Below are 25454 nucleotides of genomic sequence, written 5' to 3'. Positions count from 1 at the left end.
CCCTCGGGCGCTGTGCCTATGGTTCCCTCGCTACGCTCGCTCACGTGTTGTCAGTCTAGTGCCCGGAACCGATCCACTTGCTGGGGCGTCGCGGGCGCGACGATATCGATGACCTCGAGCAACGCACCGCGCGCCATCCGCCGCGGTTCGGAGTCCATTTCGCTCAGCGCCGCGACCACCGCGCCGTCGACCACCGCGACCAGCCTGCGCAACTGTTCGGGCCGCACCATCCGGTCCGAGCGGCGCAGCACGTCGGCGAGTAGTTCGTCGAGCTGTGCCCGTAGTCGTAGCTGCACCTCGCGCAGCTCCGGGTGCCGAGCCGAGGCCACCGAACGTTCGTAGCGGGCGATGAGCTGTCCGCGCGCGCCCTCGTCGTGGCCGTCGGTTCCCACCAGCAGATCGAGCACCAGATCGACCGTGGCCTCCGCGCCTCGACGGCGGTGACTCACCTCCCCCACCCGGCGGCGCATCGCGTCCAATTCGACATTGCCGCTGAATTCGACCGCGCGCGCGATCAGATCTTCCAGGGATTCGAAGTAGTACGTGGTCGACGCCAGCGGCAAGTCGGCGCGGGTCGCCACCGACCGATGCCGCACCGCCTCGAATCCGCCTTCGAGTAGCAACTCGGCGGCAGCCGCTACCAGAGCCTGGCGACGCCGTTCGCCTTTCGGGGTCGTCGCGGTGATCACCGTGCCATCGTGCCAGTCGTCATCAGTTCATCCAGGGGAAATCAGAGAGGAAAAGCAGCCACCGTTGTTTTACCGCATCCGCGCGATCGTGTGGCCGAACTGTGCAAACTTGTTGCCGGACAGCAAGATCAATGCCCCAGATAGCGGGCTAGACGCAGCAGCGCCGCCTCGATGTCCTCGGTGGCTCCGGCAAACGAGAAGCGCACCGTGCGATGACCGTTGACGGTATCGAAGTCGAGGCCGGGCGCGAGCGCGACGCCGGTATGGGCGAGCACGTCGGCGCACCATTTGCGGGCGTCATCGGTGAGGTGGCCGATATCGGCGTAGGCGTAGAAGGCGCCGTCGGCCGGTGCGAGATCGGCGATGCCGAGCTTCGGCAAACCCTCGAGCAGCAGGCGTCGGTTCATCGCGTAGCGCCGGACATGGCCGTCGAGTTCGGTTTTCGCCTCCGCGCCGAACGCGTGCAGCGCCGCGTACTGCGAGATCGCGGGCGGGCATACGGTGAGGTTCGAGGCGAGCCGCTGCAGCGCGGAGCGCAGGCCGCTCGGCGCGAGCATCCAGCCGAGCCGCCAGCCGGTCATCGAGAAGTATTTGGAGACCGAGCCGATCACCACCGATTCGCGGGAGGTTTCCCACGCCGACGACGTGCCGCCGTCACCGGAGCCGTAGGTGATGCCGTGATAGATCTCGTCGGAGATCAGCAGCGTGCCGTGCGCGTCGCACCAGCGGGCCAGCGCGGCGAGTTCGGCGGGGGCGATCATGGTGCCGGTCGGGTTGGCCGGGCTGGCGACCACCAGGCCCGCGGGCGGCTCAGGCAGCGCCTCCAGCATGGCGACAGTGGGCTGGAACCTGGTTTCCGCACCGCAATCCAGCTCGACCACGCGGCAGCCGAGCGCGGTGAGGGTGTTGCGGTAGGCCGGATAGCCGGGGCGGGCCACCACCACGGTGTCGCCGGGGTCGAAGGCGGCCAGGAAGATGAGTGAGAACGCGCCGGACGAACCGGTGGTCACCACGACGTCATCGGGATCGACGGCGTATCCGTAGGTGTCGGTGTGGTGTTCGGCGATCGCCTCGCGGAGCGGGAGTATGCCGAAAGTTTCTGTGTAACCCAGCAATTCGGTGCCGATGGCCTCCGTGGTGGCCCGCAGCACCGGAGCGGGGGCCGGAGTCGACGGCTGGCCTGCGGCGAGTACCAGCACATCACCGTGCGTGCGGCCGCGTTCCGCTGCGGCTTTCCAGACATCCATCACGTAAAAAGGTGGAATGGTCGACCGACGAGATTCTCTGAACACCCGACCGACGGTAGAGCACGCGCTCTCGAGCGGTCGGGGTTATGGTCGGCACAATGCTTGACAAGGTTCGCCGAGCGTTCACCCCCGGCACCGGGCACACCCAGGCGCCCGGCGCCGCAGCCCCTGCCGCCCCCGACCGGAACCCCGGCGCCGACGACCTCGCGGCACCCCTCGGACGAGCCGCCGATCACGACAGCACTCCCGAATCAGCCCCCGCGCTCAACGGCGCATCGAACGGCAAAGATGTCCCCAACCCCGAAGCCTCATCCAACGGCAAGCGCGAGCGCGGCCGCGCCGACGCACCCGCCACCGAACCCGATGGCGGACCGCAACTTTCGACTGCGATAGCCTCCGCCACCCAGACCTCGGACACGGTCGGCGCCGCTACCGCATCCGACACTGAGCAGAACAGCTCATCCGTGGCCGCAGCAGCCTCCGGCACCGAGGTCACCACCGGCACTGAGGACACAGCCGCAACTGCGACGGCGGCCGCCGATTCCGCACTCGATCCGCGCGACGAACCGGACGCGGACCACGTGGCCGAATCCGATGCCGGAACGAAGGTGCGAACCGGCACAGCGTCCCGCCGCCGAGGTCTGGGTGCGTCGACCGACGACAACATCCCCGCAGCCGTACAGAACAGCTCGTCAGAGACGGTAGTGGCGCCCGGCCTCGATGCCACCGCCGAATCCGATGACGCACTGAAACTTCGGGTGGAAACGGCGCCTGCCGGCCATGGCGCGGGTGCGTCGAACGACGACAGCGCATCCGACGCTCAGCGAAACGGCTCGTCGGAGACCGGCACCGAAGCCGTTGTCGGGATCGATCCCGAGGCGACAGGTGCCGACACAGGAAGCAGTTCCGTCGGCGAGGCGGATCGCAGGATAAGCAGGGCCGGTCGGTGGGGTACTGCGATCATTAGGCCCGACTGGCGGGTCACGGGCGAGCAAGCTGTGGGGCCGCGGGCGCTGTTGGGGCGGTCGGTTTCCGGTGCGCGGGAGATATGGCAGCATCGGCCGACTCCCGAGGAGATCCGGGCCCTTCTGAAGAAGCGCCCAACGCCTGAGGAACTGCGTGAGATCGTACGGCGCAAGAGTCCGAGCCGGGATGAGGTGCAGGCGGTGCTGCGCAAGCATCGGGTGCTGATCGCGGCGTTCGTCGTCACCGCCGTTTTCGCGGGGGCGGATTCCTCGTTCAGCGGGCTGATCAGCGATCGCGAGCTCGGACCCGGTGAGGCGCAACGGATTCCGGTCGCCTATCCGTTGCAGGTGCAGGCGACGCCGCCCTCGGTGCGTCGGTATCTGAACGCGATCGCCAACGGCGAGCGGCTGCGCGAGCAGGAGGTGGTCGCGGCCGCCGCCAGAGCCACGCTGGAGCGCGCCAAGGCGGAGGCGGCCGCGGCGGTAGCCGGTGAATGGCAGCCGTGGATGGCCGGTTCGGCGCCGCTGGCGCCGGGCTCGATCCTGCCGGGCATCACCGGTTTCGTGCTGCCCGCCCGCGGCACCTTCACCTCCGGATTCGGTTCCCGCTGGGGCACTTTCCACAACGGCATCGATATCGCGGCGCCGATCGGCACCCCGATCTACGCCGTCGCCAACGGCACCGTCATCGACGCGGGCCCCGCACAGGGGTTCGGCCTCTGGGTCCGCATCCGCCACGACGACGGCAGCATCACCGTCTACGGCCACATGTACGACTTCTTCGTCTCCGTCGGCGAACGCGTCCCCGCGGGCATGCAGATCGCCCGCATGGGCAACCGCGGCGACTCCACCGGCCCCCACCTCCACTTCGAGGTCATCCAAAACGGCCAATACGTCGACCCCCAACAGTGGCTCGCCTTCCACGGCCTCGGCTTCGGCTGACCCGCCCCCTCCCCCGAGCGCGCCCGACCATATCGGCCGCCACCAGGCCGCAGGCACGACAGAGTTGCGTCGAGCGCAGTCAAATGGCCCTCCTACACGGCGTGTCGCACGGCCATTTGACTGCGCTCGACAACAGCGCGCACCACTCGGCCGCGCTCGAACACAGTGGGCGCCAGCGGAGTATACCGATACCGAGGGTTGTGGAGGCTGCGTCGAGCGCAGCCAGATGGCGGCCCGGTACGGCGTGTCACACGGCCATTTGACTGCGCGCGGCGGCGGGGGGTTAGACGGTGATGCGGTCTTCTACAGCGGCGAGGCCGATGTCGGTGCGGTAGTGGCTGCCGGGGAGTTTGATCGAGGCGATGCGGGCGTAGGCGTTGGTGCGCGCCTCGGCGAGGTCGGCGCCGACGCCGACGATGCTGAGGACGCGGCCGCCCGCGGAAAGCAGGGCGCCGTCCTCGCGCTGGGTGGTGCCTGCGTGCAGCACGACCGCGGAGTTGTCCGAGCCGTCGGTGGCGCCGGTGATCACATCGCCGATGCGCGGGCGGCCCGGGTAGTTCTCGGCGGCGACCACGACCGTGATGGCGGAGCCGTCGCGCCACCGCGGTGCCTCGGCCGCGGCCAGCGTGCCGGTGGCGGTGGCGTAGAGCAACGCGGCGAGCGGGCTTTCCAGTAGCGCGAGCACCGCCTGGGTCTCGGGATCGCCGAAGCGGCAATTGAATTCGACCACCGCGGGCCCGGCCGCACCGATCGCCAGCCCGGCGTAGAGCAGGCCGGAGAACGGACAGCCGCGCCGAACCATCTCGGCCGCAACGGGTTTCACCACATCGTCGACGATCGCGGTGACCGTCTCCGCAGGCAGCCACGGCAGCGGTGTGTAGGCGCCCATACCGCCGGTGTTCGGCCCGGTGTCGCCGTCGCCGACCCGCTTGTGGTCCTGCGCGGGCAGCAGCGGCACCACCGTCTCACCGTCGACCAGGCAGAACAGCGAAACTTCCGGCCCATCAAGGAACGATTCCAGCAGCACCGGATGTCCCTGCTCGAGCAGTTCGGCGCCGTGATCGCGCGCCGCGTGCCGGTCGGCGGTCACCACGACGCCCTTGCCCGCGGCGAGCCCGTCGTCCTTGACCACCCAGGTGGGGCCGAACCGGTCGAGCGCCGCGTCCAGTTCGGCCGGGTTGTCCACGATCTCGCTGTGCGCGGTGCGCACGTCCGCCGCGGTCATCACATCCTTGGCGAAGGCCTTCGAGCCCTCGATGCGCGCGGCCGCGGCCGACGGGCCGAAGCAGGCGATGCCCGCCGCCCGCACCGCGTCGGCGACGCCGAGCACCAGCGGCACCTCGGGTCCGATCACCACCAGGTCCGCTTCGAGATCGGTCGCCAGCGCGACCACCGCCTCGGCGGAGCACGGATCCACCGGCGCGGTCTTGGCGTGCTGAGCGATCCCCGCGTTGCCGGGGGCGGCGAAGAGCGCACTCACCGCCGGGTCCCGGCGTAGGGCCAGGACGAGGGCATGTTCACGGGCTCCGGAACCGATCACGAGTACGCGCACGGCAGACAGCTTAGGTGACCCCCCTAATCGCCTCACCACCTCCCGCAATTCCCGCCGACGAACGATTGCCAGAGGACAGCGACACCTGATTCCGCAAGGACATGCGCAACTCGGCAGGTACCGACAAACCAGACCCACCACACGCGCGCAGGCACTACAGGACAACGACAACTAATTTCGCAAGGACATGGGTAACTCGCCGGGTACCGGCGAACCTGGCCCACCACACGACCGCCGGTCGCCGACGAAATTCCCGCGGCACCCTGGTCTGGCCCGAATACACGGAGAGGCGGGCAAGCAGGCAGGCGGGCGAGCAAGCGATGATAGATGGGGAAGGTGCTTGCATCGGCCGCACGCACCACCGCGCGAAGGATGTGCTGACGATGGGTCTGATCGACGGACTGATGGGCAATGCCGGACGGATCGATTCCGGTAAGGCACAGGAGGAGTATCAGCGGCTCCTCGGGCAGGAAGAGCAGGTGTACGCCGCCTATCTGCTGGTCCGCGACGCCATCCTGTTCACCAACCGGCGGCTGATCCTCATCGATAAGCAGGGCATGACCGGACGCAAGGTGAGCTATCACAGCATTCCGTACCGGTCGATCACGCACTTCTCGGTGGAGACGGCGGGCACCTTCGACCTGGACGCGGAGCTGGCGATCTGGATCTCCGGCTCGCACGATCCGGTGCAGAAGCGGTTCAACCGGCAGGTCGATATCTACGAGGTGCAGGGCATCCTGTCGCATTTCGTCTCCATCTGAACCGCGAAAGCCCTACGCCGGGGCCGGGATTCGACCGCCGATCACCGGCAGGACGCGGGTGCGCAGCAGTTCGAGGAACTGCTCGGGCTGCCAGAACGCCGCGAAGTGGTTGGCGTCGGTGATCAGCGCGAACTCCTTGTGCGGCGCCTGCACCCGATCGAAGAAGCGGCGCGCGCGATCGACCGGCGTCAGGCTGTCGTGCTCACCTTGGAAGAGGAAGAACGGGATCTCGAATCGAGTGCCGTCGCGCTCGGCGTCGAAGCGCGCCGACTCCAGCCCGAGCGTCTCCGAGAACTTCATCCCCGCGCCCGCCGCCTTCAGATCGCGCAACCGGTGCTGCGGCGAGAACCACATGGACTTCAGCACGAGCTTCATCAGGATCTCGCGCAGCATGGGATCGGACTGCGCGGTCAGCTTCGCGTGCAGCCCCCAGTCCGCAGGGCTCCACTGGGTGACGTCGGTGCCGATCGCCGCCAAACGGTCTGCGTCCTTAGGCTTTCCACTGTCGCGCAGGCGGCGCACCGTCGCCGCGAACTTGTGCTCGTCGAGCGGGCCGGTGATGTTCTGGTCGGTGCCGACATACGCGGAGTAGCGCTCCGGGTAGGCGCGCGCCAGTTCGAGCCCGAGCACCGAACCGAACGAATTCGCGAGCAGCACCACCTTTTCCGTGCGCAGCGTGTGCCGCACGTGGTCGGTGACCTCGACGGCATCGGCGAGCACCCGATCGAATGTCAGCTCGCCCTGCTCGCCGCGGCCGAAAGTCTTTCCCGCGCCGCGCATATCCCACCGGACCACGGTGAAGTACCGCTCCCAGGCCCGAGTCCGGTTGGCGAAGAACGTATTCGACGCACCGGGACCGCCGTGCAGTTCGAGCAGCACCGGGTTGTTCCGGTCCTCGCCGCGGATCTCGATCCACTGATCGATGCCGCCGATCCGGACGAATCCCGCTTCGGCGATCCCATGGGGGGTATCGATCCGCAGTTCCCGCGCGGCGTCGCGACGGCGCAGCGCGCGGTGACCGAGCAGACCTGTGGGGGCGGCGGAAACCGCGGCGGTGGCGGCGAGAGCGATGGTGAGCATGTCGTCTTCCTAAACTGTGTCCACTGGAAACTGATATGTGTATATTAGACACAGTTTCGACCCGTGGTCAACCCGCGCACATCGACTAGCCTGCGAAACATGGCTTCCGTCTTCAGCGCGATCATCGCCGGCCAGCTCCCTGGCCGATTCGTTTGGGAGGACGACGAATTCGTCGCGTTCCTGACCATCGCCCCGGTCACGCCGGGACATACCCTCGTGGTCCCACGCAAAGAGATCGACCAGTGGCAGGACGTCGACCCCGGCCTCTTCGCCCGCCTCAACAGCGTCGCCCAGCACATCGGCCAGGCTGTGCGCACCGCCTTCGACGCCCCGCGCGCCGGCCTGCTGATCGCCGGCCTAGAGGTCCCCCACCTGCATGTCCACGTCTTCCCCGCCTACACCATGGGCGATTTCGACATCTCCGGCGCCGACACCGCCCCCACCCCCGAATCCCTCGACGAAGCCCAAGCCAAGATCAAGAAGGCCCTCCGCGACCTCGGCCACACCGCCAACGTCCCCGAGTAACAACGCAAAGAAGCCCTGTTCCTCGGATGAGGAACAGGGCTTCTTCGTTGGAGCCCCCTGTCAGGATTGAACTGACGACCTTCGCTTTACAAGAGCGGTGCTCTACCACTGAGCTAAGGAGGCGTGGAGCGGGGCAATCATAACCGGACACGCCCGCCGCGTGACACCGGGTTTCGGTGTCACACGGCGGCGGTCGATCATGGTGTCCCGGCGCAGTATCGGATACCGCGAATCAGGACTGGGCGCCCTGGCGGGCCGCATCGTCGGCAGCCATCGCGTCACGCAGGCTCTTCGGACGCATATCGGTCCAGTTCTTCTCCACGTACTCGACGCATGCGGCCCGGCTGTCCTCGCCGAACACGACGCGCCATCCGGCCGGGACCTCCGCGAAGGCAGGCCACAGGGAATGCTGCTCCTCGTCGTTGACCAGAACGAAGAAGCGGCCGTCTTCGTCATCGAAGGGGTTGGTGCTCAATTTCACCTCACTGGATACTGGCGCTAGGTCATGGGATCGGCTCTGGGCCCGATCCGACGCCGCGAGCGTCGGAAGAGCCCCCGAGCGTTATTCGACCCTAGCAAGGTAAGCGTTACGACTGTGCGGTTACCTCAGGCGGCGAAGAAATCGAGCAGGATCTTGTTGACCGCCTCGGGCCGCTCCAGGTAGCCGTAGTGCCCGGCATCGGGAACTTCCTGGTAGCGGGCGCCGGGAATGACTTCGGCAACCTCCCTGGACAGGTACGGCGGGATCATCCGGTCGTCGGCGAACCCCATCGCCAGGCACGGCACGGTGATGCCGCGGTAGGCCTGGGTGCGGTCGAAACCGTGATCCATCTTGCGCTGAGCGCGGACGCCGGGCGACACCGCGCCGCCGGTGAATTCGAACAGGTCGAGCCAGTCGCGGGCCGCGTTCGGGTTGGCCAGCGTCGCGGGCGACAGGTTCATCGCCGCGGTGACCGCCGCCTCGTACTTCGCGGGCAGCTTGATCCCGCTGGCGTCGAGTTCGTGCTCGCCGAGCGAGAGCACCTGCTGGAACTGGTCGAGCCGCGCGTGCCCGGCCATGAACACGGCCTTGCGCACCAGCTCGGGCCTGGCCAGCGACAGTTCCTGGGCGACCCGTGCGCCCATCGATGTGCCGACGACCAGCGCTGGCCCTTCGTCGAGGAACTCGATCAGCGCTGCGGTGTCGGCGGCGAGCTGATCGATGGTCATGCCGTCGGCCGCCTCGAAGGACGGCGCGATGCCGCGGTTGTCGAAGGTGCACACCCGATAACCGGCGGCGACCAGCGCGGGAACCTGGTGCAACTCCCAGACCCGGCCCGGGCTGCCGGTCCCCATGATCATGACGACGAGCGGACCGCCGCCCTTCACCTCGGTGCCCTTGGCCCGGTCACCCTTGACCTGGTAGTTGAGCGAGATTCCATTCACCGTGGCCAACGGCATGCTTCGACACCCTTCCCGTCTTCGATGTGCGGCGCTCCCGGCGCGGTCCCGCGGTCCCCACGGTATAGGGACGGCCCGAGTTGCGCAGCGGCCGCGGGTGCAGTGAGATGCGGGGGCGGCGCGTGCCTGCCGACGCCATATACCATTGACTATTCGCACGCACGAGCGTATTGAACCGGGAGGACAAGAGATGGCCGCGAAGAGCAGCGCGAACGACATCGCGGACGACGACCTGGAACCACTTGCCGACGAGACCGCCCGGCAGGCGCAGCGCGTCGTCGCGGCCTATGCCGAGGACGCCGACGAGTGCCGGATGCTGCTGTCGATGCTAGGCATCGGCCCCAGCGCACGGGTCGAATAACCCACCCCTCGGTCGAAGGCAACGGCGCCGTCGGCAAATCCGACAACTGCACACGGAACCAAGCGACGTCCATCGCGGCGAGCGCGACGGGCCCGGAGGCGGCAGCTTGCGTAGCGACGCAGGGCCCCGCGAACGCCGCAAATCAGACAGGGATGCGTGAGTGGACCACATGACCGACCAGCCGTCCGACGAATCCGAACACGCACGGTCCGACCAGGACCCCACCACAGACCATCGCCCCCGCCCCACCGAATCCGACGGTGCAGGTTCGGGTTTCGTCGTGGTGGCCAACCGTCTTCCGGTCGATCTGGAGCGGTTGCCCGACGGTACGAGTCGCTGGAAGCGCAGCCCGGGTGGCCTGGTGACGGCGCTCGAGCCGGTGTTGCGGAACAACAAGGGGGCATGGGTCGGCTGGGCGGGCGTCCCCGACGTCGACATCGACCCGATCATCGAGGACGGTCTCGAACTGCATCCGGTGCCGCTCACGGCGCAGGAGGTTTCGGACTACTACGAGGGCTTCTCCAACGGCACGCTGTGGCCGCTCTATCACGATGTCATCGTGCGCCCGGTCTACGACCGGAACTGGTGGTCGGCCTATGTGACGGTGAACCGGCGCTTCGCCGAGGCGGCCGCGAAGGTGGCCGCCGAGGGCGCGACGGTGTGGGTGCAGGACTACCAGCTGCAGCTGGTACCGAAGATGCTGCGGATGCTGCGCCCCGACCTGACCATCGGCTTCTTCCTGCACATCCCGTTCCCGCCGGTCGAGCTGTTCATGCAGATGCCGTGGCGCACCGAGATCGTGGAGGGCCTGCTCGGCGCCGACCTGATCGGCTTCCATCTGCCCGGCGGCGCACAGAACTTCCTGTATCTGGCCCGCAGGCTGGCCGGTCAGCCGACCTCGCGCGGCACCGTCGGCGTGCGCTCCAAACTCGGTGTGGTGCAGGTGGGTTTCCGCACCGTCCGGGTCGGTGCGTTCCCGATCTCCATCGCCTCCGCCGAACTCGATGAGCATTCGCGGCGCAGATCGGTACGCGAGCGTGCCGCGAAGATCCGCGCGGAACTCGGCAATCCGAAGAACATCCTGCTCGGCGTCGACCGCCTCGACTACACCAAGGGCATCGATATCCGGCTCAACGCACTCGAGGAGCTGCTGCTCGACGGCCGGATCGATCCGTCCGAGACCGTCATGGTCCAGCTCGCCACCCCGAGCCGCGAGCGCGTCGAGAGCTATATCCAGATGCGCGGCGATATCGAGCGCCAGGTCGGCCGGATCAACGGCGAGTTCGCCAGGGTCGGCTATCCGGTGGTGCACTACCTGCACCGGCCGATCCCCCGCGACGAGCTGATCGCGTTCTTCGTCGCGGCCGACGTGATGTTGGTTACCCCGCTGCGCGACGGCATGAATCTGGTTGCCAAGGAGTATGTCGCCTGCCACAGCGGCCTCAACGGCGCGCTGGTGCTGAGCGAATTCACCGGCGCCGCGGCCGAATTGCGCCAGGCCTACCTGTGCAACCCGCACGACCTGGACAGCGTGAAGGACGCCATCGTCTCCGCGGTGGAGGACGACCGCGACACCAAGCGCCGCCGCATGCGCTCGCTGCGCCGCCAGGTGCTCGCCCACGATGTCGACCGCTGGGCCCGCGCCTTCCTCGACGCACTGGCCCAGGGCCAGGTCGCGGGCAGCGCCCTGCTCACCGACGACGACGTCTACCCGGAATCCCGCCAACCCACCCGCTGACGACCCGCCGCAGCCGCAACCAACTAAGCACCACGTACCCGTCCGGAGCGAGTCTACGAGCGACCGTTGGCGGCAAGGCATAAAGAACCGCAACCACCCGCCGCAGCGGGAACCCTCGAAGCACCGCGCACCCCCGTCCAGAGCGAGTCCTACGAACGACCGTTGGCGGCGAGACATAAAGAACCGCAACCACCCGCCGCAGCGGGAACCCTCGAAGCACCGCGCACCCCCGTCCAGAGCGAGTCCTACGAACGACCGTTGATGGCGAGACATAAAGAACCGCAACCACCCGCCGCAGCGGGAACCTCGAAGCACCGCGCACCCCCCGTCCGGAGCGAGTCTTACGAACGACCGTTGGCGGCCCGTCTCGCATCCGAGCGGCCGAAGCGCATGCGCCGAAGGCGCGAGTCTCGGCCGCTCGGATGCGAGACACAGGGGGCCGCCAACACGCAGCGCCGCAGGCGCTGCAAATCAGACACAGCATTCTCCCAGGGAAGGTCCAGCGAACTCGCAGGCTCATAGCGGACGATGAGTCGATGAGTGGTGCGTCTGAGCAGACATCCGAGGCTCGGGTGCTGGTGGTCGACGATGAGCCGATGATTGTCGAGTTGCTCGCGGTCAGCCTGCGCTACCAGGGCTTCGAGGTGGAATCGGCGGCCGACGGCGCGCAGGCGCTGGATCGCGCGCGGGTGTTCCGGCCGCAGGCGCTGATCGTGGACGTGATGATGCCGGGCATGGACGGCTTCGGCCTGCTGCGCAGGCTGCGCGCCGACGGCATCGACGCACCTGTGCTGTTCCTCACCGCGCGCGACGAGGTGCAGGACAAGGTCGCCGGACTCACCCTCGGCGCGGACGACTACATCACCAAGCCCTTCAGCCTGGAGGAGGTGGTGGCCAGGCTGCGCGTGGTACTGCGCCGCGCGGGTCATACCGCGCCGGCCAAGGAGAATCCGCGAATCCGGTTCGAGGACATCGAACTCGACGACGATACGCACGAGGTATGGAAGGCGGGCGAGCCGATCGCGTTGTCCCCCACCGAATTCACGCTGCTGCGCTATTTCATGGTCAACGCGGGCACCGTGCTGAGCAAGCCACGCATCCTGGATCACGTGTGGCGCTACGACTTCGGCGGCGAGGTCGGCGTGGTGGAGACCTACGTGTCGTATCTGCGCAAGAAGGTCGACACCGGCGAGCAGCGGCTGATCCACACGCTGCGCGGCGTCGGATATGTGATGCGCGCACCGAATCACGGCCGGTCGGCCCGGCAGTGAGCCCGGCCACCACGCGAATCGGCTCGGCCCGCCGTCGCGTCACCGGCAGGCTCAGGGCGATCCCGTTGCGTGTCACGCTGGTACTCGCGCTGGTCGTGCTGGCCATGCTCGGCCTGCTCGCCTCCGGCATCGCCGTGACCACGGCGCTGAACAAGGTGCTCACCGAGCGAATCGACCGTCAACTGTTCGACGCGGCACACACCTGGGCGCGGCCCGGCATGGTACGGCCGCCGGATCGGTTGCCGGGGCGCTCCGGGATCGAGCGGCCGCCGGACCGCTTCTACGCCAGGGTTCGCAATGCGGAGGGCACGCTGTCCCTGCAGCTCGATGCCGATCGCACCAGCACACCGCAGTTGCCGGATGATCCGGGACGCGTGCCGTTCACGGTCGGCTCGGTCGACGACGCATCGGTGAAGTGGCGGGTGCTGTCCACCGTCAACAAGGACGGCAGCAGCATCGTCGCGCTGCGCCTCGACGAGAACACCGCGATCATCGAGCGGATGATCATGCAGCAGTTGCTGATCGGCGCGATCGTGCTGGCCGCCCTTGCCGTCGCGGCGTACTTCGTGATCCGCCGCAGCCTGCGTCCGCTGCTGCGGGTGGAGAATATCGCCGCCGCGATCGCCCGCGGCGATCTGCACCGGCGAGTTCCGGTGCGTGGCAACAACACCGAGATCGACCGGCTGTCCCGCTCACTGAACGGCATGCTCGCGCAGATCCAGCGCGCCTTCGCGGCCACCGAGGCATCGGAGGCGGCGGCGGTGCGCTCGGAGGCGAAGATGCGCCGCTTCGTCGCCGATGCCAGCCACGAACTGCGCACCCCGCTGACCACGATCCGCGGCTTCGCCGAGCTGTATCGCCAAGGCGCGACGACCGATCCCGCGCTGTTCATGGAACGCATCGAGCACGAGGCCGAGCGCATGGGCCTGCTCGTCGAGGATCTGCTGATGCTGGCGCGCCTCGACGCGCAGCGCCCGCTGGCACAGCACCAGGTCGATCTCCTCGCCGTCGCCAGCGACGCCGTGCACGATGCGCGCGCCGTGGTCGCCGCGGGCAACTCCTCGGGCCCGCAGCGCGCGATCGAACTGGAAATCCGTTCCGGCGAGGGCACTTTGGAGGTGGTCGGCGATGAGGCGCGGCTGCGCCAGGTACTGGCCAACCTGTTGAACAACGCGCTCATCCACACGCCGCAGGACACCGCGGTGACGGTCCGGCTGACACCGGACTTCGACGAGGTACTGCTCGAGGTCGCCGATACCGGTCCCGGCCTGCCGCCTGAGGAAGCCGAGCGCGTGTTCGAGCGCTTCTACCGCACCGACACCTCGCGCACCCGCGCCAGCGGCGGCTCCGGGCTCGGCCTCTCCATCGTGCAGGCGCTCGTCACCGCGCACGGCGGCGAGGTCGAGGTGGACAGCACGCCGGGCCGCGGCACCACCTTCACCGTGCGATTGCCGCGCGGAAAGCGCTGACGCACAACCGGATCGGCCGCCTCAGACGGGTTTGACCTCGGAGAGCACCCAGTGCCCGCCGTCCTTGTCCATCGAGACCCGCAGCCTGCTCGCGGTCATCGTGCCCTTCGGCGCGTCCTTCGGCGTCGCCTCCTGGTTGAGGAACAGCAGCACCACCGCGTGCGACGCGCTCGCCGACACCACGCCGGAGGCCTGCACCGTCGAGACGACGGTGAGCTGCTTCTCCTTGGTGCCTGGAATGATCAGCTGCTTGCTCACCTGGGTGTATTCGTCATAGACGCTGCCGCGCAGGTTCTTTGCCGCGGCATCGATCGAGGCGTCCACATTCTGATAGTTGTAGGTGAACATGGCCTCGACCGCGCGGGCCGCGACCTGGGTGACCTCGGTGCGCGCCTGCTCGTCGCGCCGGATCTGCCAGTAGCGGTAGCCCTCCACCGAACCGACCGAGATCGCCAGCGCGACCAGCACGGCGGCGATCCCGAAAACGACGGTGCGCAACGGAAGTCCGCGCAGCGCGCTCAATTTCCCTGTCCGACCGGAGTCCTGGTTCACGACACGAACTCCATTCCCGACAGCTTCATCGTGTCGCCGTCGCGAGTGACGGTGAGCCGCATGCGGAACACCCGCTGCTGCGGCTGATCGAGGCCGGCGTTCGAGACGGTCATCCTGTTGGCGACCAGCACCCTGGCCGAGCGATCGTCGAAGGACTCCAGCGCGGCCTCGGTGGCCTCGCCGCTCGACTTGACCTTCGCCTCCTGCACGAACCCGATGAAATCCTTCATCATCTGGTCGAATTCGGTCTTGAAGCTGCCCGAGGACATGGCGTACACGCGGTCCACGTCCTGCTGCACGCTGTCGGCGCGGATCGTCGTCATATTGATCGCCGCCTGCCGCCCGAACTGGAGGTAGTCCTCGCGCAGCGCGGCGCGATTGTCGGCGGTGTGCACGAGGTACACCGAGGCGCCTGCCCCGATCACCGCGCCGAGTACGACGATCGCCGCGGCCACCGCGACGGCGATCCGCTGCCAGCGCCGACCGGCGAGCTTCGCATCATCGGCCCCGGCCGGAGCATCGGCCTGAGCCGGAGCATCGGCCGCCTTCTCCTCGTCCGATGCCTTACCGATCATCACCGTCGGCGCGTCGACCTTCACCGAATCGCTGACGGCCGCCACCGGCTTGCTGACGGCCTCGACCGGCTTGTCGGCCTTGACCAGCATGTCGACGGCCTTCGCCGGTGCGGCATCGAGCTCGACCGTTTCCTGGCCTGCCGCCGCGCCTCCGTTCACGGCCCGCTTCCCGGCCGCGCTCGAATCCTGTTCTGCTGCCCGCTCTTCGCCATCGTGAAGCGGCGGTCCGGCGGTGCGTACCGCTTTGCGCCTGGTGCGTTCGGTCACGGCCGTACTCCCAATCATCGCTGCAGCTCCTCAACCATCGCCTGCCAACTGGCCGGAATAACCGCGGATCCGCCGGGGGCGACGCCTCCCTGACGATACGTGCGACCGCCGGGGCCGACGAACTGACCGGTCCCCGGATCGTAGGACGCGGGCGCGGCCGCGGCGGGCACCGGCTGCGGCGGACCGAACGGCGGATTGGTGCCGAGCGGCACGTAGCCCTCCGGCTCACGGCACAGCTCCGGTGTCGGCGCCCGCTTGCCCGGCACCTCCATGCACGGCGTATTCCTGATGCCGCGCACCACTTCCGGCGCGTTCGACGCCACCCGGCAGAACAGGCCCGGCGGTGTCGCCGGTGTGTCGAGCGCCGCGGGCGAGCGCCGCTGATCCGGCCGGAGGAACCCGGTGGTGCAGCCCGGCGGATCGTTGAGGCCGAGGTTGAAGTCGACCATCGCGCCGTACTCCGTCGGGCCGCGGAGCGAGGTCAGCAGTGCCGAGATCAGCGGCGGATACACCACGAGGATCTGCTCGATGCCCGCGTGATAGATATTGGTGACCTGCCCGACGCTGACCAGATTGTTCAGCAGCAGCGGCAGTGTGGGTTTCATGTCCTGGAACTGCCGCGATACCCGGTCCAGCGTGGCGGGTCCCCTGGTGAGGACGTTGCGCAAGGCCGGATCATGTTCGCGCAGTTGATCGGTGACCGTCGCGAGATCGGCGGTCCACGAGCGGATGGCGGCGTCGGAGCGGTTCTGCGTGTCGAGCAGCGGACCGATCTTGTCGAGCAGGTCCTTGGTCGGCTCGGTGGCGCTCTGCGCCTCCTGCACCAGCAGCGCCGCGGAGTCGAGGAACTTCTGCAGGTCGGGTCCCGCGCCCTTGAACGCCTTGAACGCCTCGTCGATCACCTGCCGCAGCTTGGTGTCCGCGACGCTGTCGAGCAGGCGGTTGACCTGATCGAGCATGGCGCCGACATCCTGGGGCAGCTTGGTGTCTTTCACCGGGATTACCGAGCCGTCGGCCAGATTCGCCCGGCCCGGGTGCGCGGCGGGCACCAGATCGACGTACTGCTCGCCGACCGCCGACACGCTCTTCACCCAGGCGACGACCTCCGAGGGGATCTTGTAGTCGCTGTTGATCGACAGCTCGGCCTCGACACCGCGCGAGGTCAGCCGGACATCCTTCACCACACCGACATTCGTGCCACGGTAGGCGACATTGGCGGTGGGATACAGCCCGCCGGTCGCGGCGAGCTCGACGGTGACACCGTAGCGCCCGATGCCGAACATGGCGGGCAGGTGCACATACGTTCCGCCCATCACGACCAGGCCGATCACCGTCATCACCGAGAAGATGACCAGCTGCGTCTTGACGAACTTGCTCAGCGTCATCGTCCTTGCCCTCCTTCCGGAGCGGGATTCGGGGCGCCGGGCAGCGGGACGGTCAGCCCGGGAATGGCGGGCAGGCCCGGAATGGGCGGCAGGCCGGGGATGGTCGGCGTCGGCTGGACCTGCGGCGGCGCGAACGGCGCGGTCGCCGGATCCGTCGCCTGCGCCGCCGTGGGCGGTACCGGCCCGCCCATGGTGCGCTGCACGCCACCGAGGCTGCCGCCGAGCGGAGTTCCGGTGAGGAAGTTCGAATCAAGCCGGGAGCCACGCAGATCCACGGTGATGAACAGATTCAGGTAGTCACCCTTGATCGCGTGATCGATGTTCTTCAGCGGGAACGGGAAGGTGAGCAGCACCTTGAGCACCTCGGTGAGGTTGTTGCCGCTGTCGGCCAGCTGCTGTAGCACCGGCCACAGGTTGCGCAGGTTCGCTTTCAGATCCGCGCCCGAGTTGTCGATGATCCGCTGCACGACATCGCTGAGATCACCGAGAGCCACAATCGTATTCGTCACGTCGGTGCGCTTGTTCGCGAGCACCGTGAGCGCCGGGTGGATCTCCTCGATCGCCGCGGCCACCCGATCCTTCTGCTGCGCGAGCACACCGGCGAACCGATCCAGGCCGCCGACCGCGTCGATGATGTCGCCGGTCTGCTTGTCCAGCGTCGTGGTGAGCTGATTCAGCTGCGGCAGCAGATCGCGGATCGCGTCCGTGCGCCCGCTCAGTGCCGTATTCAGTTCCCGGGTAATGGTTTCCAGCTGTGCGACGCCGCCGCCGGAGACCACCATCGACAGCGAGGACAGCACCTGCTCCGTGGTGGGGTAGGCGCCCGCGCGCTCCAGCGGGATCAGATCCCCGTCGCGCAACCGCCCCTGCGCCGGAGTGCCCGACGGCGGAGCCAGCTCCAGATGGTTGCTGCCGAGCAGGCTGGTCTGGCCGATCGCTGCCACCGCGTTGGCGGGCAGTTCGACGCCCGGATTCAGCGAGACGGTGACCAGCGCGTGCCAGCCCTCGACCTGGATCTTCGAGACCGTACCCACCGTGACGTCGTGCACGCGCACCGGCGAATTACGGGTCAGCGTGGTGACATTCGGCATCTGGATGCGGACCTGCCACGAGCCAGGGCCGGTGCCCTCGGCGCCCGGCATCTCGATCGAATTCAGGCCGTCCCACTGACAGCCGGTCAGCCCGAGCGCGACGGCCACGCCGATGGCCATCGCGCCGATGCGCGTGCGCATCACCGTCCACCTCCTGGAATCAGGCCCGGAATGGCCAGCCCCGCCAGGCCCTCCGGCACCGTGACCGGCGCGGGCGGCGGACCGGCCTGTGCCGCCGCGCGCTGCGCGAGCTCCGGTGTGGAGAACTCGAGCTGATGCGGGAAGGCGCGCACGCTGCCGGTCGGATTCGCCAGCAGCGGTGGGTAATTCATCATCAGCGAGTTGATGATCGGTGCGAGCTGCTGTGCACACAGGCTCGCGCTCACGTCGGAGTCGTTGGTCTGCTGCGCCTCCACCGAACCGCAGAGGAAGCTGAACGCGTCGGCGAAGTTCTGGCCGACCAGCACACCGGTGAGGCTGCCGGTGGACGGCTGGTAGATCTGGTAGAAGTTCTGCAGCGCCGTCGGGCCGGAATGCAGCGCCTGTTCCAGCTGCGGCCGCTTGTCGACCAGGATCTGGGTCACCTCGGCCAGCCGCTGCACGCCCTCGGTGAGCTCGCCGCCGTTGCCATCGAGGAAACGCTTCACATCGACGATCGCGGAATCCAGATTGTCCAGTCCCGCACCGAGTTCGGTGGACACACCGGCGAGCACCGAGGACACCGAGGCGAGCCTGCCGCCGAACTGCACGATCTGCTCGTTGCTGCTCGACAGCACGTCGACGAACTTCTGCAGGTTGCGGATGGTGCCGAACAGGTCGGTTCGCCCGTCCGAGAGCGTATTCAGCGTGGCCGACAGCTCGCGGATGGTGTCGCGGAATTTCTCGCCGTTGCCGTCGAAGTTGGCCGCGGCGGTATTGACGAAGTTGCCGAACGAACCCTGCTCGTTCTGCCCGACCGGGCCGAGTGTCTTTGCCAGCCTGGTCAATTCGGCCTTGATGTCATCCCATTCGACGGGAATCGCCGTGCGCTCCAACCCGATCTGCGCACCGTCGGCCAGCCTCGGTCCGCCCGTGTAGGCGGGCGCGACCTGGATGAACCTCGCGGAAACCAGCGAAGGCGACACGATCACGGCGCGCGCGTCGGCGGGCAGGTCGATGCCGCGGTCGACGATCATCTCGACACGCACCTTGTCCCGCCCCGGTTCGACCTCGGTGATCCGGCCGACCTTCACACCGAGCACCCGTACATCGTCACCGACGTAAAGGCCGGTGGTGGACTGGAAGTACGCGACGATCTTGGTCTTGCCGATGTTCGAAACCGGACCGTATGCCGCGGCCGCGATGAGCGCGACGACGAGCACGCCGGCCGCGATCACGGCCCAGCGCGGTAACTTGCGGAACAGATTCATCGTGGCGGCTCCTGTGATCCCGGTCCGATCGTCGGCGGCGGATCGATGTAGCGGCGCAGGTCTTCCGGCACATGCGCGGGCCAGGCGAGCGCGTCGACCAGAATCTGCAGCGCGGCCGAAGAACCGTTGATCATGTAGGAGTTGAAGTACGGTCCGCTGCCGACCTGCTCGCCGAGCGCGGCGGCGAACGGACCGAGACCGTCGAGCGCGCCGGTGATGTTGTCCCGGTTGCGCTGCAGCAGATCGAGTACCGAATTCAGTTTGTCCAGCGCCGGTTTCAGCTGCGCCTCGTTGTCCTTGACCAATCCGGTCAGCTGTTTGGCCACACCGTTGATCGCGACGATGAGCTGGGAGAGCGCGGTGCGTCGCTGATTCAACTCGTCCAGCAGCGAATTACCGTCCAGCAGTAGCGCATTGATCTGCGAACCACGGTCGGCGAGTATCTTCGTGACGCTCTGTGCCCGCTTCAGCAGATCCGACAGCGCCGCGTCGCGCTTGTTGATACTGCGCGAGAGCGCCGTCACGCCGTCGAGCGCCGAGCGCAGCGGCGCCGGTGTATCGGCGAAGGTCTGCGACAGCGTGTCGAGGGTCTGATTGATCCGCTCCATGTCCAGACCGGATGTCGTACTGGTGAGATCGCTCAGCGCCTCGTTCAGCGAGTACGGAGATCTGGTGCGTTCCAGCGGAATCGGCTGATCGCGGCGCAGCGTGCCCGAGCCCGCCGGGGTGAGCTCGAGCGACCGGCGGCCGAGCACCGTGTTGGTCTTGATCGCGGCGGAGGACTTGTCCCCCAGCGGAATCGACTCGTCGAGGGTGAATCGCACGAGCACCTTCGCGCCGTCGAGACTCACCTCCTCCACCCGCCCGGTGCGCACGCCCGCGACCTGCACCTGATCGCCGGGCAGCAGCCCGCCCGCATCGGCGAAGTGCGCGGTGTAGGTCGCGCCGGAGGCGATGAAGGGCAACCGGTCGAATTGCAGTGCCGACAGCGAGATGGTGATGGCCAGCACGATGCCGACGACGCCGAGTGAGATGAGATTGGAGCGCTGCCCGTTCATCGTGGTCTCAACTGCCCTTCTCACATCGACCGGTCGTCTGTGCGCCGGGCAGGGTCACCTTCAGCGGCTTGCCGTCCGGGCCGTCGACGATGAGAACAGCACCGCAGATGTAGAGCTGCAGGAACGAACCGTAGGAACCGATGCGGATCAGCTTCCGGTAGGTCTCCGGCAGCTTGTCGAGCACCCACTGGATGGTGTCGGAACCGTCGTCGAGCTGGGTCGCGGCACGGCCGGTCTGCTCGATGGTCGCCTGCAGATCGGGCCTGGCCTGGGCAAGCAGCGAGGTCAGATCGGTTGTCGCACCGGCGATTCGCGGCAGCGCGCCGCCGATCGGATCGCGGTCCGCGGCCAGTCCGCTGATCAGCCGCTGCAATTCGTCGACGGTGGTGGTGAACTGCTTGTCCCGATCGTCGATGGTCGCGAGCACCGTCTTCAGGTTCTCGATCACGCTGCCGATCAGGGCGTCACGGTCGGCCAGCGTCTTGGTGAAGGAGCCGCCGCTGTTGAGCAGCGACACCAGCGTGCCGCCCTGCCCCTGGAAGATCTTCAGCAGCGCGTCGGTCAGCTGATTGACCTGCTCCGGCTGCAAACCGCGCAGCAGCGGCTTGAATCCGCCGAGCAGCATGTCCAGATCGAGCGCGGGCTGCGTCTGTTCCTTGCCGATGGTGCCGTTCTCCGGCAGCACATCCGCCGAGCCCGGTCCCTCGAGCAGCTCCATGTACCGGTCACCGACCAGGTTTTCGTAGCGGATCGCGGCCTTGGTGCTGCGGTAGAGCCGATGCGTGCGGTCCACGTCGAACTCGACGTGCGCGAGGTTGTCCTTGCCGACCGTCACCTTGGTCACCGAGCCGACCGGCACACCGGCGATGCGCACCTTCGAACCCGGCAGCATCCCGGACGAATTGGTGAACACCGCGCGGTAACCGTTCTCGCTGGCGAACCGCATCTGGCTGAAAACCACTGCCAGACCGACGAAAACCAGCGTCATCACGAGCGTGAACACCGTGAGCTTGATCGTGGTTGCCGTATTCTTCACGGCGCGCTCACCCCCGGCAGCCCGCCGAAGAGCACCTGGAACACCTTGGGCCCGCCCACTTTCAGCGTGGTGGACGGCACCCAGACGTGCCCCTCGGCCGTATCGGTGACGACGAAGTCGGAGTGGCTGCCCGGCGCCCGGTTGATCAGGTTGCCGCAGCGCGGTCCGCCGGTCGCGGCGACCTTGGGCAGATCCTCCGGATACTTGTAGGGCTCGGCGCCGTAGGTGAAGCTGGCGTACATTCCCACCCCTTCCTGCTTCCCGCCGAAGACCTCGTCGGCCCGCGGCATCGCCTCCCCCATCGCGACGATCATGCAGTGCAGACCCGGCGCGTATTCCTGCAGCAGCGCGGTGGTCGGCCGCAGCAGCGCCAGCGCGCCGTCGAGCGGCTGTTCGTTCTCGCGCAGCACCGAGCCGACCGTGTCGGTGACGCCGACCAGGTTGGCGAGCAGCACGTCGAGGCTGCGCTGTTCGTCCACGATCGCGCGGCCGGTGACCCGCACATTGTCGGTGGTGCGCAACAGATCCGGGACTGTGTCGGCGTACAGGTTCGTGACGCCGGTGGTCGATACCAGGTCGCGGCGCAAGGCCTCCAGCATCGGGTTGATCTCGCGCAGGTAAGCGTCGCTGCTGGTGAGCAGCACGCCGAGCTTGTCGCCGCGGCCCTCCAGCGCGGTGCCGATGGCCTCCAGGATGGCGTTGAGCTTCTCCGGCTGCACCTTGTCGAGCACGTCGTTGAGCCGCTGGAAGAGCGTGTTGAATTCGACGGTCACCGACGAGGCGGTCAGCGTCGCACCGGCGCGCAACCGCTCCGGCGATGGCTGGTCCGGCACAATGAAATTGACGTACTTGGCGCCGAATACGGTGGTGGACTTGATATCCACGCCGACGTTGGCGGGCACCAGCTTCATCTTGTCCGGATCGAGCGCCAGCTTCAGCCTGGCGCCGTTCGCGCTGTGCTCCACCGAGGACACCCGGCCGATCTCCACGCCACGCACCTTCACCTTGGCGTCGGGATCGAGGACGAGGCCGCTGCGCGGCGCGTCGATGGTCACCGTCGCGGTCGGGGTGAACCCGCCGACGAACATCACCAGCGCGATGGCGACGATCGCGACCAGTCCGAGCACCATCCCCGCCCCGGCCAGCTTCAGGCCGAACCCACTCGCTTGTTTCGATTCCGCCATATCGCTTTACCCGGAGAGATGGAAGTTGCCGGAGGTGCCGTAGATGGCCAGCGAGATCAGCAGCGTCACCGTGACCACCGCGACCAGCGAGGTCCGCACCGCGTTGCCGACCGCGACGCCGACCCCGACGGGTCCGCCCGCGGCGTTGTAGCCGTAGTAGGTATGGATGATCATGATCGCCAGCGCCATGAAGATCGCCTGCGCGAACGACCACAGCACGTCGACCGGGTTGAGGAAGGTCTCGAAGTAGTGGTTGTACACGCCGGCCGACTGGCCGTAGATCACCACGGTGGCAAAGCGACTCGCGAAGAACGAGGCGATCACCGCGAGCGCGTACAGCGGCACGATCGCGATCATGCCCGCGAGCACCCTGGTGCCGACGAGGTAGGGCACCGGCCGGATCGCCATGGACTCCAGCGCATCGATCTCCTCGGCCACCCGCATGGCGCCGAGTTGCGCGGTCGAGCCGGCGCCGATGGTCGCGGCCAATCCGATTCCCGAAATCACCGGCGCCGCAATGCGAACGTTGATGAATGCGGCGAAAAAGCCGGTGAGCGCCTCGACTCCGATATTGCCCAGCGAACTGTAACCTTGCACGGCGATGGTTCCGCCCGCGAAAAGCGTTAAGAATCCGACAATTACGACAGTTCCGCCGATCACCGCCAATGCGCCCGAACCCATACTGATTTCGGCGATGAGCCGAATCGTCTCGGTCCGGTAATGCACGAGCGCCCGCGGGACCGACGCCACCGCCTGAGCATAGAAGACAGCTTGTCTACCAACAGAATCGAGCGAATCCGACCACCGACGCACTCGTCGGACGGTACGCGGGAACCGGGATTCGATCACGAAGGCCATCGGGTCACCGCGCCGTGAACTTGATGCCGACGGCGGTGACCACCACGTTCACCACGAACAGCGCCATGAAGGCGAAGACGACGGTCTGGTTCACCGCGTCACCGACACTCTTGGGTCCGCCCTTCACGTTCAGCCCCAGGTAACAGGCGACCAGCCCGGCGATCAGGCCGAACAGCCCGGCCTTCACTTCGGAGATGATCAGCTCGGGCAGGTGGGTGAGCAGCGTGATCCCGTTGACGAACGCGCCGGGGTTCACATCCTGCAGAAACACCGAGAACAGGAACCCGCCGACGATACCGATGGTGCAGACCAGGCTGTTCAGCATCAATGCCACGAACATCGAGGCGAGCACGCGCGGCACGACCAGCCGCTGCACCGGATTGATCCCGAGCACCCGCATCGCGTCGATCTCCTCGCGGATGGTGCGCGCACCGAGATCAGCGCAGATGGCGGTGGCGCCCGCCCCCGCGACGATCAGCACGGTGACGATCGGCCCGACCTGGGTGACCGCACCGAATGCCGCACCGGCCCCGCTGAGATCGGCCGCGCCGATCTCGCGCAACAGGATGTTCAGCGTAAAGCTCACCAGCACCGTGAACGGTATCGCCACCAACAGCGTCGGCACGATGGAAACGCTTGCGATGAACCAGGATTGGTCGATGAATTCGCGCCATTGGAACGGCCTGCGCACGCTGGCGCGGGCAACTTCGGCGGTGAGTTCGAAGAACCCGCCGACGGCCCGCAACGGCACAGCAAGGACCTCGTTCATGCGCGATCCTCCTTGCTCAATCAGCTTGTACAGCACACGGCATACCACGATCCCGTGGCTACACCGCCGCAATGATTAGAACACGTTCACCCAAGCATGGGTAGCTTTTGGCTACATTTGAGCTGCAGATTCTTATGAATAGAGCGGATGATTCTGAAACGTGTGTCACCGGGTTTGTGAAACTGCCTTTGTGAGGCGCTGCACACCATGAACACCATGTCTACCAAGTGCCGGACCCATGATCAACAGTTGGTCAGTTGCTCAATTTTCGTGTCGGCGGCGGAAGCCACCCGGCAAGTCAACCGAGGTCGAGCAAGGACGACGCGGAGAAGGTCCGCCCACTGGGACGATCGGCGAAATAGCCGCTCAGCGTGCTAGCCAGATCGTCCGCGGACCACTGGCCGCCTGCCGCGTCGAAGCGCTGCTCGACGACCGGCGCCGCCATCAGCGCGACCATCGCGCCGTAGACCACGAACAACTGCCCGTTGACCGCGTCGGCGGCGGGCGAGGCGAGATAGGCGACCAGCCGCGCGACGTGATCGGGCGAGAGCGGATCGACCTCGCCCGCCGGTGCCGCACTGAACACCGCCTCGGTCATCGCGGTCCGCGCCCGCGGCGCGATCGCGTTGGCGCGCACGCCATATCGGGACAGCGCACGCGCGGCCGACAGGGTGAGCGCGGTGATGCCCGCCTTGGCCGCACCGTAGTTGGCCTGGCCCTCCGGCCCGAGCAGACCCGCCTCCGAGGAGGTGTTGATCAACCTGCCGTAGACCGGCGCGCCCGCCTCCTTCGACTTGCCGCGCCAGTAGGCGGCGGCATTGCGGGACAACAGGAAGTGGCCGCGCAGATGCACCGCGAGCACCGCGTCGAAATCCTCGTCGGACATGTTGAACAGCATCTTGTCGCGGGTGATGCCCGCATTGTTCACCACGATGTCCACCCCGCCGAACGCCTCGTCCGCGGTGCGCATCAGCGCGTCCGCGGTGGACCGCTCGGCGATGCTGCCCGCGACGAATTCGGCCTTCGCGCCGAGCGCGCGGATCGCCGCCAGGGTGTCGGCGACCGCGTCGGACTCCGACAGATCGTTGACCACCACCGAGGCGCCCGCCCCGGCCAGCGCGAGCGCCTCGGCCCGCCCAAGACCGGCACCGCCGCCGGTTACGATCGCCACCCGGCCCGCAAGGCTCAACTCAGAATCTCCCACGGGGCCGACTTTAGAACGTGTTCCAG

General features: G+C 67.4%; 24 protein-coding genes and 1 tRNA gene. 7 read left to right on the top strand and 18 right to left on the bottom strand.

The features are described 5' to 3' along the window. Window positions 1-50: 50 nt before the first annotated feature. A complete protein-coding gene (locus ACIG5A_RS16195; protein WP_397240995.1) occupies window positions 51-689 on the bottom strand; it encodes a TetR/AcrR family transcriptional regulator in 639 nt (212 codons plus the stop codon). A gap of 128 nt (window positions 690-817) precedes the next feature. Continuing rightward, complete coding sequence (locus ACIG5A_RS16190) at window positions 818-1936, bottom strand: pyridoxal phosphate-dependent aminotransferase (RefSeq protein WP_397240994.1); 1119 nt, start codon at window positions 1934-1936, stop codon at window positions 818-820. 929 nt (window positions 1937-2865) lie between these two features. On the opposite strand from ACIG5A_RS16190, the gene ACIG5A_RS16185 reads away from it, so the two are divergent. Further along, window positions 2866-3843 (top strand): M23 family metallopeptidase, encoded by a 978-nt coding sequence (locus ACIG5A_RS16185; RefSeq protein WP_397241810.1) that lies wholly within the window; start codon window positions 2866-2868, stop codon window positions 3841-3843. A 283-nt stretch (window positions 3844-4126) separates the two neighbouring features. On the opposite strand, the gene purD is transcribed toward ACIG5A_RS16185, so the two are convergent. Next, window positions 4127-5395 carry a phosphoribosylamine--glycine ligase gene (purD, locus tag ACIG5A_RS16180; protein ID WP_397240993.1) on the bottom strand — a complete coding sequence of 423 codons (1269 nt, stop codon included), beginning with the start codon at window positions 5393-5395 and terminating at the stop codon, window positions 4127-4129. A 383-nt stretch (window positions 5396-5778) separates the two neighbouring features. Between purD and ACIG5A_RS16175 the strand changes: the two genes are divergently transcribed. Continuing rightward, a complete protein-coding gene (locus ACIG5A_RS16175) occupies window positions 5779-6156 on the top strand; it encodes a PH domain-containing protein (protein WP_397240992.1) in 378 nt (125 codons plus the stop codon). 12 nt (window positions 6157-6168) lie between these two features. Here ACIG5A_RS16175 and ACIG5A_RS16170 read toward each other — a convergent pair whose 3' ends face one another. Then, window positions 6169-7236 (bottom strand): alpha/beta fold hydrolase, encoded by a 1068-nt coding sequence (locus ACIG5A_RS16170; RefSeq protein ID WP_397240991.1) that lies wholly within the window; start codon window positions 7234-7236, stop codon window positions 6169-6171. A 99-nt stretch (window positions 7237-7335) separates the two neighbouring features. Between ACIG5A_RS16170 and ACIG5A_RS16165 the strand changes: the two genes are divergently transcribed. After that, on the top strand, window positions 7336-7761 hold the full coding sequence (locus tag ACIG5A_RS16165; RefSeq protein ID WP_397240990.1) for an HIT family protein: 426 nt from the start codon (window positions 7336-7338) through the stop codon (window positions 7759-7761). Between the two features lie 48 nt (window positions 7762-7809). On the opposite strand, the gene ACIG5A_RS16160 is transcribed toward ACIG5A_RS16165, so the two are convergent. The 3 genes from ACIG5A_RS16160 to ACIG5A_RS16150 form a co-directional block, all read right to left on the bottom strand. After that, window positions 7810-7884 (bottom strand) — tRNA-Thr (locus ACIG5A_RS16160). A 109-nt stretch (window positions 7885-7993) separates the two neighbouring features. Continuing rightward, entirely contained in the window at window positions 7994-8236 is a 243-nt protein-coding gene (locus ACIG5A_RS16155) for an MbtH family protein (RefSeq protein ID WP_011207082.1), read from the bottom strand. Window positions 8237-8367: 131 nt separating this feature from the next. Further along, window positions 8368-9201, bottom strand: a complete 834-nt coding sequence (locus ACIG5A_RS16150) for an alpha/beta fold hydrolase (RefSeq protein WP_397240989.1) — start codon at window positions 9199-9201, stop codon at window positions 8368-8370. A 190-nt stretch (window positions 9202-9391) separates the two neighbouring features. Here ACIG5A_RS16150 and ACIG5A_RS16145 point away from each other — a divergent pair, with 190 nt between their 5' ends. The 4 genes from ACIG5A_RS16145 (at window position 9392) to ACIG5A_RS16130 (ending at window position 14040) form a co-directional block, all read left to right on the top strand. After that, window positions 9392-9562, top strand: a complete 171-nt coding sequence (locus ACIG5A_RS16145) for a hypothetical protein (RefSeq protein WP_397240988.1) — start codon at window positions 9392-9394, stop codon at window positions 9560-9562. Between the two features lie 169 nt (window positions 9563-9731). Next, window positions 9732-11300 (top strand): trehalose-6-phosphate synthase, encoded by a 1569-nt coding sequence (locus tag ACIG5A_RS16140; protein WP_397241808.1) that lies wholly within the window; start codon window positions 9732-9734, stop codon window positions 11298-11300. A gap of 536 nt (window positions 11301-11836) precedes the next feature. After that, a complete protein-coding gene (locus ACIG5A_RS16135) occupies window positions 11837-12571 on the top strand; it encodes a response regulator transcription factor (protein WP_397240987.1) in 735 nt (244 codons plus the stop codon). 59 nt (window positions 12572-12630) lie between these two features. Next, window positions 12631-14040 (top strand): sensor histidine kinase, encoded by a 1410-nt coding sequence (locus ACIG5A_RS16130; RefSeq protein WP_397241806.1) that lies wholly within the window; start codon window positions 12631-12633, stop codon window positions 14038-14040. Window positions 14041-14061: 21 nt separating this feature from the next. Here the strand turns inward: ACIG5A_RS16130 and ACIG5A_RS16125 are convergent, their stop codons facing one another. The 11 genes from ACIG5A_RS16125 to ACIG5A_RS16075 all read right to left on the bottom strand — a co-directional run bounded on the left by ACIG5A_RS16125 (window position 14062) and on the right by ACIG5A_RS16075 (window position 25428). Then, the gene (locus ACIG5A_RS16125) at window positions 14062-14592 is read right to left on the bottom strand and encodes a h domain protein (protein WP_397240986.1); all 531 of its coding nucleotides are present in this window, start codon (window positions 14590-14592) and stop codon (window positions 14062-14064) included. Beyond that, the gene (locus ACIG5A_RS16120) at window positions 14589-15452 is read right to left on the bottom strand and encodes a hypothetical protein (RefSeq protein WP_397240985.1); all 864 of its coding nucleotides are present in this window, start codon (window positions 15450-15452) and stop codon (window positions 14589-14591) included. The genes ACIG5A_RS16125 and ACIG5A_RS16120 overlap by 4 nt, the downstream gene beginning before the upstream one ends. Continuing rightward, window positions 15449-16819: an MCE family protein gene (locus tag ACIG5A_RS16115; protein WP_397240984.1), complete on the bottom strand. Its 1371-nt coding sequence runs from the start codon at window positions 16817-16819 to the stop codon at window positions 15449-15451. The genes ACIG5A_RS16120 and ACIG5A_RS16115 overlap by 4 nt, the downstream gene beginning before the upstream one ends. Next, on the bottom strand, window positions 16816-18051 hold the full coding sequence (locus tag ACIG5A_RS16110; RefSeq protein ID WP_397240983.1) for an MCE family protein: 1236 nt from the start codon (window positions 18049-18051) through the stop codon (window positions 16816-16818). The genes ACIG5A_RS16115 and ACIG5A_RS16110 overlap by 4 nt, the downstream gene beginning before the upstream one ends. Next, on the bottom strand, window positions 18051-19319 hold the full coding sequence (locus ACIG5A_RS16105; protein ID WP_397240982.1) for an MCE family protein: 1269 nt from the start codon (window positions 19317-19319) through the stop codon (window positions 18051-18053). The genes ACIG5A_RS16110 and ACIG5A_RS16105 overlap by 1 nt, the downstream gene beginning before the upstream one ends. Further along, the gene (locus ACIG5A_RS16100) at window positions 19316-20377 is read right to left on the bottom strand and encodes an MCE family protein (RefSeq protein ID WP_397240981.1); all 1062 of its coding nucleotides are present in this window, start codon (window positions 20375-20377) and stop codon (window positions 19316-19318) included. Before ACIG5A_RS16100 ends, ACIG5A_RS16105 begins: the two co-directional genes overlap by 4 nt. Window positions 20378-20384: 7 nt before the next feature. After that, a complete protein-coding gene (locus ACIG5A_RS16095) occupies window positions 20385-21413 on the bottom strand; it encodes an MCE family protein (protein WP_397240980.1) in 1029 nt (342 codons plus the stop codon). Then, on the bottom strand, window positions 21410-22597 hold the full coding sequence (locus tag ACIG5A_RS16090; protein WP_397240979.1) for an MCE family protein: 1188 nt from the start codon (window positions 22595-22597) through the stop codon (window positions 21410-21412). The genes ACIG5A_RS16095 and ACIG5A_RS16090 overlap by 4 nt, the downstream gene beginning before the upstream one ends. A gap of 6 nt (window positions 22598-22603) precedes the next feature. After that, window positions 22604-23455: an MlaE family ABC transporter permease gene (locus tag ACIG5A_RS16085; protein ID WP_397240978.1), complete on the bottom strand. Its 852-nt coding sequence runs from the start codon at window positions 23453-23455 to the stop codon at window positions 22604-22606. A 4-nt stretch (window positions 23456-23459) separates the two neighbouring features. Further along, the gene (locus ACIG5A_RS16080; protein ID WP_397240977.1) at window positions 23460-24224 is read right to left on the bottom strand and encodes an MlaE family ABC transporter permease; all 765 of its coding nucleotides are present in this window, start codon (window positions 24222-24224) and stop codon (window positions 23460-23462) included. Between the two features lie 298 nt (window positions 24225-24522). Next, entirely contained in the window at window positions 24523-25428 is a 906-nt protein-coding gene (locus ACIG5A_RS16075) for a 3-oxoacyl-ACP reductase (protein WP_397240976.1), read from the bottom strand. Window positions 25429-25454 lie beyond the last annotated feature (26 nt).

The organism is Nocardia sp. NPDC052566 (assembly GCF_044547285.1).
Classification (GTDB): Bacteria; Actinomycetota; Actinomycetes; order Mycobacteriales; family Mycobacteriaceae; genus Nocardia.
The sequence above is the reverse complement of the archived record's forward strand: the minus strand, read 5'-3'. Positions and strand labels throughout refer to the sequence as shown.

Coding starts and splice junctions, on each gene's coding strand:
- ACIG5A_RS16190 (WP_397240994.1), bottom strand. CDS start 1,936: ATGGATGTCTGGAAAGCCGCAGCGGAACGCGGCCGCACGCACGGTGAT.
- ACIG5A_RS16175 (WP_397240992.1), top strand. CDS start 5,779: ATGGGTCTGATCGACGGACTGATGGGCAATGCCGGACGGATCGATTCC.
- ACIG5A_RS16170 (WP_397240991.1), bottom strand. CDS start 7,236: ATGCTCACCATCGCTCTCGCCGCCACCGCCGCGGTTTCCGCCGCCCCC.
- ACIG5A_RS16165 (WP_397240990.1), top strand. CDS start 7,336: ATGGCTTCCGTCTTCAGCGCGATCATCGCCGGCCAGCTCCCTGGCCGA.
- ACIG5A_RS16150 (WP_397240989.1), bottom strand. CDS start 9,201: ATGCCGTTGGCCACGGTGAATGGAATCTCGCTCAACTACCAGGTCAAG.
- ACIG5A_RS16145 (WP_397240988.1), top strand. CDS start 9,392: ATGGCCGCGAAGAGCAGCGCGAACGACATCGCGGACGACGACCTGGAA.
- ACIG5A_RS16140 (WP_397241808.1), top strand. CDS start 9,732: ATGACCGACCAGCCGTCCGACGAATCCGAACACGCACGGTCCGACCAG.
- ACIG5A_RS16135 (WP_397240987.1), top strand. CDS start 11,837: ATGAGTGGTGCGTCTGAGCAGACATCCGAGGCTCGGGTGCTGGTGGTC.
- ACIG5A_RS16120 (WP_397240985.1), bottom strand. CDS start 15,452: ATGATTGGGAGTACGGCCGTGACCGAACGCACCAGGCGCAAAGCGGTA.
- ACIG5A_RS16115 (WP_397240984.1), bottom strand. CDS start 16,819: ATGACGCTGAGCAAGTTCGTCAAGACGCAGCTGGTCATCTTCTCGGTG.
- ACIG5A_RS16110 (WP_397240983.1), bottom strand. CDS start 18,051: ATGCGCACGCGCATCGGCGCGATGGCCATCGGCGTGGCCGTCGCGCTC.
- ACIG5A_RS16105 (WP_397240982.1), bottom strand. CDS start 19,319: ATGAATCTGTTCCGCAAGTTACCGCGCTGGGCCGTGATCGCGGCCGGC.
- ACIG5A_RS16100 (WP_397240981.1), bottom strand. CDS start 20,377: ATGAACGGGCAGCGCTCCAATCTCATCTCACTCGGCGTCGTCGGCATC.
- ACIG5A_RS16090 (WP_397240979.1), bottom strand. CDS start 22,597: ATGGCGGAATCGAAACAAGCGAGTGGGTTCGGCCTGAAGCTGGCCGGG.
- ACIG5A_RS16085 (WP_397240978.1), bottom strand. CDS start 23,455: ATGGCCTTCGTGATCGAATCCCGGTTCCCGCGTACCGTCCGACGAGTG.
- ACIG5A_RS16080 (WP_397240977.1), bottom strand. CDS start 24,224: ATGAACGAGGTCCTTGCTGTGCCGTTGCGGGCCGTCGGCGGGTTCTTC.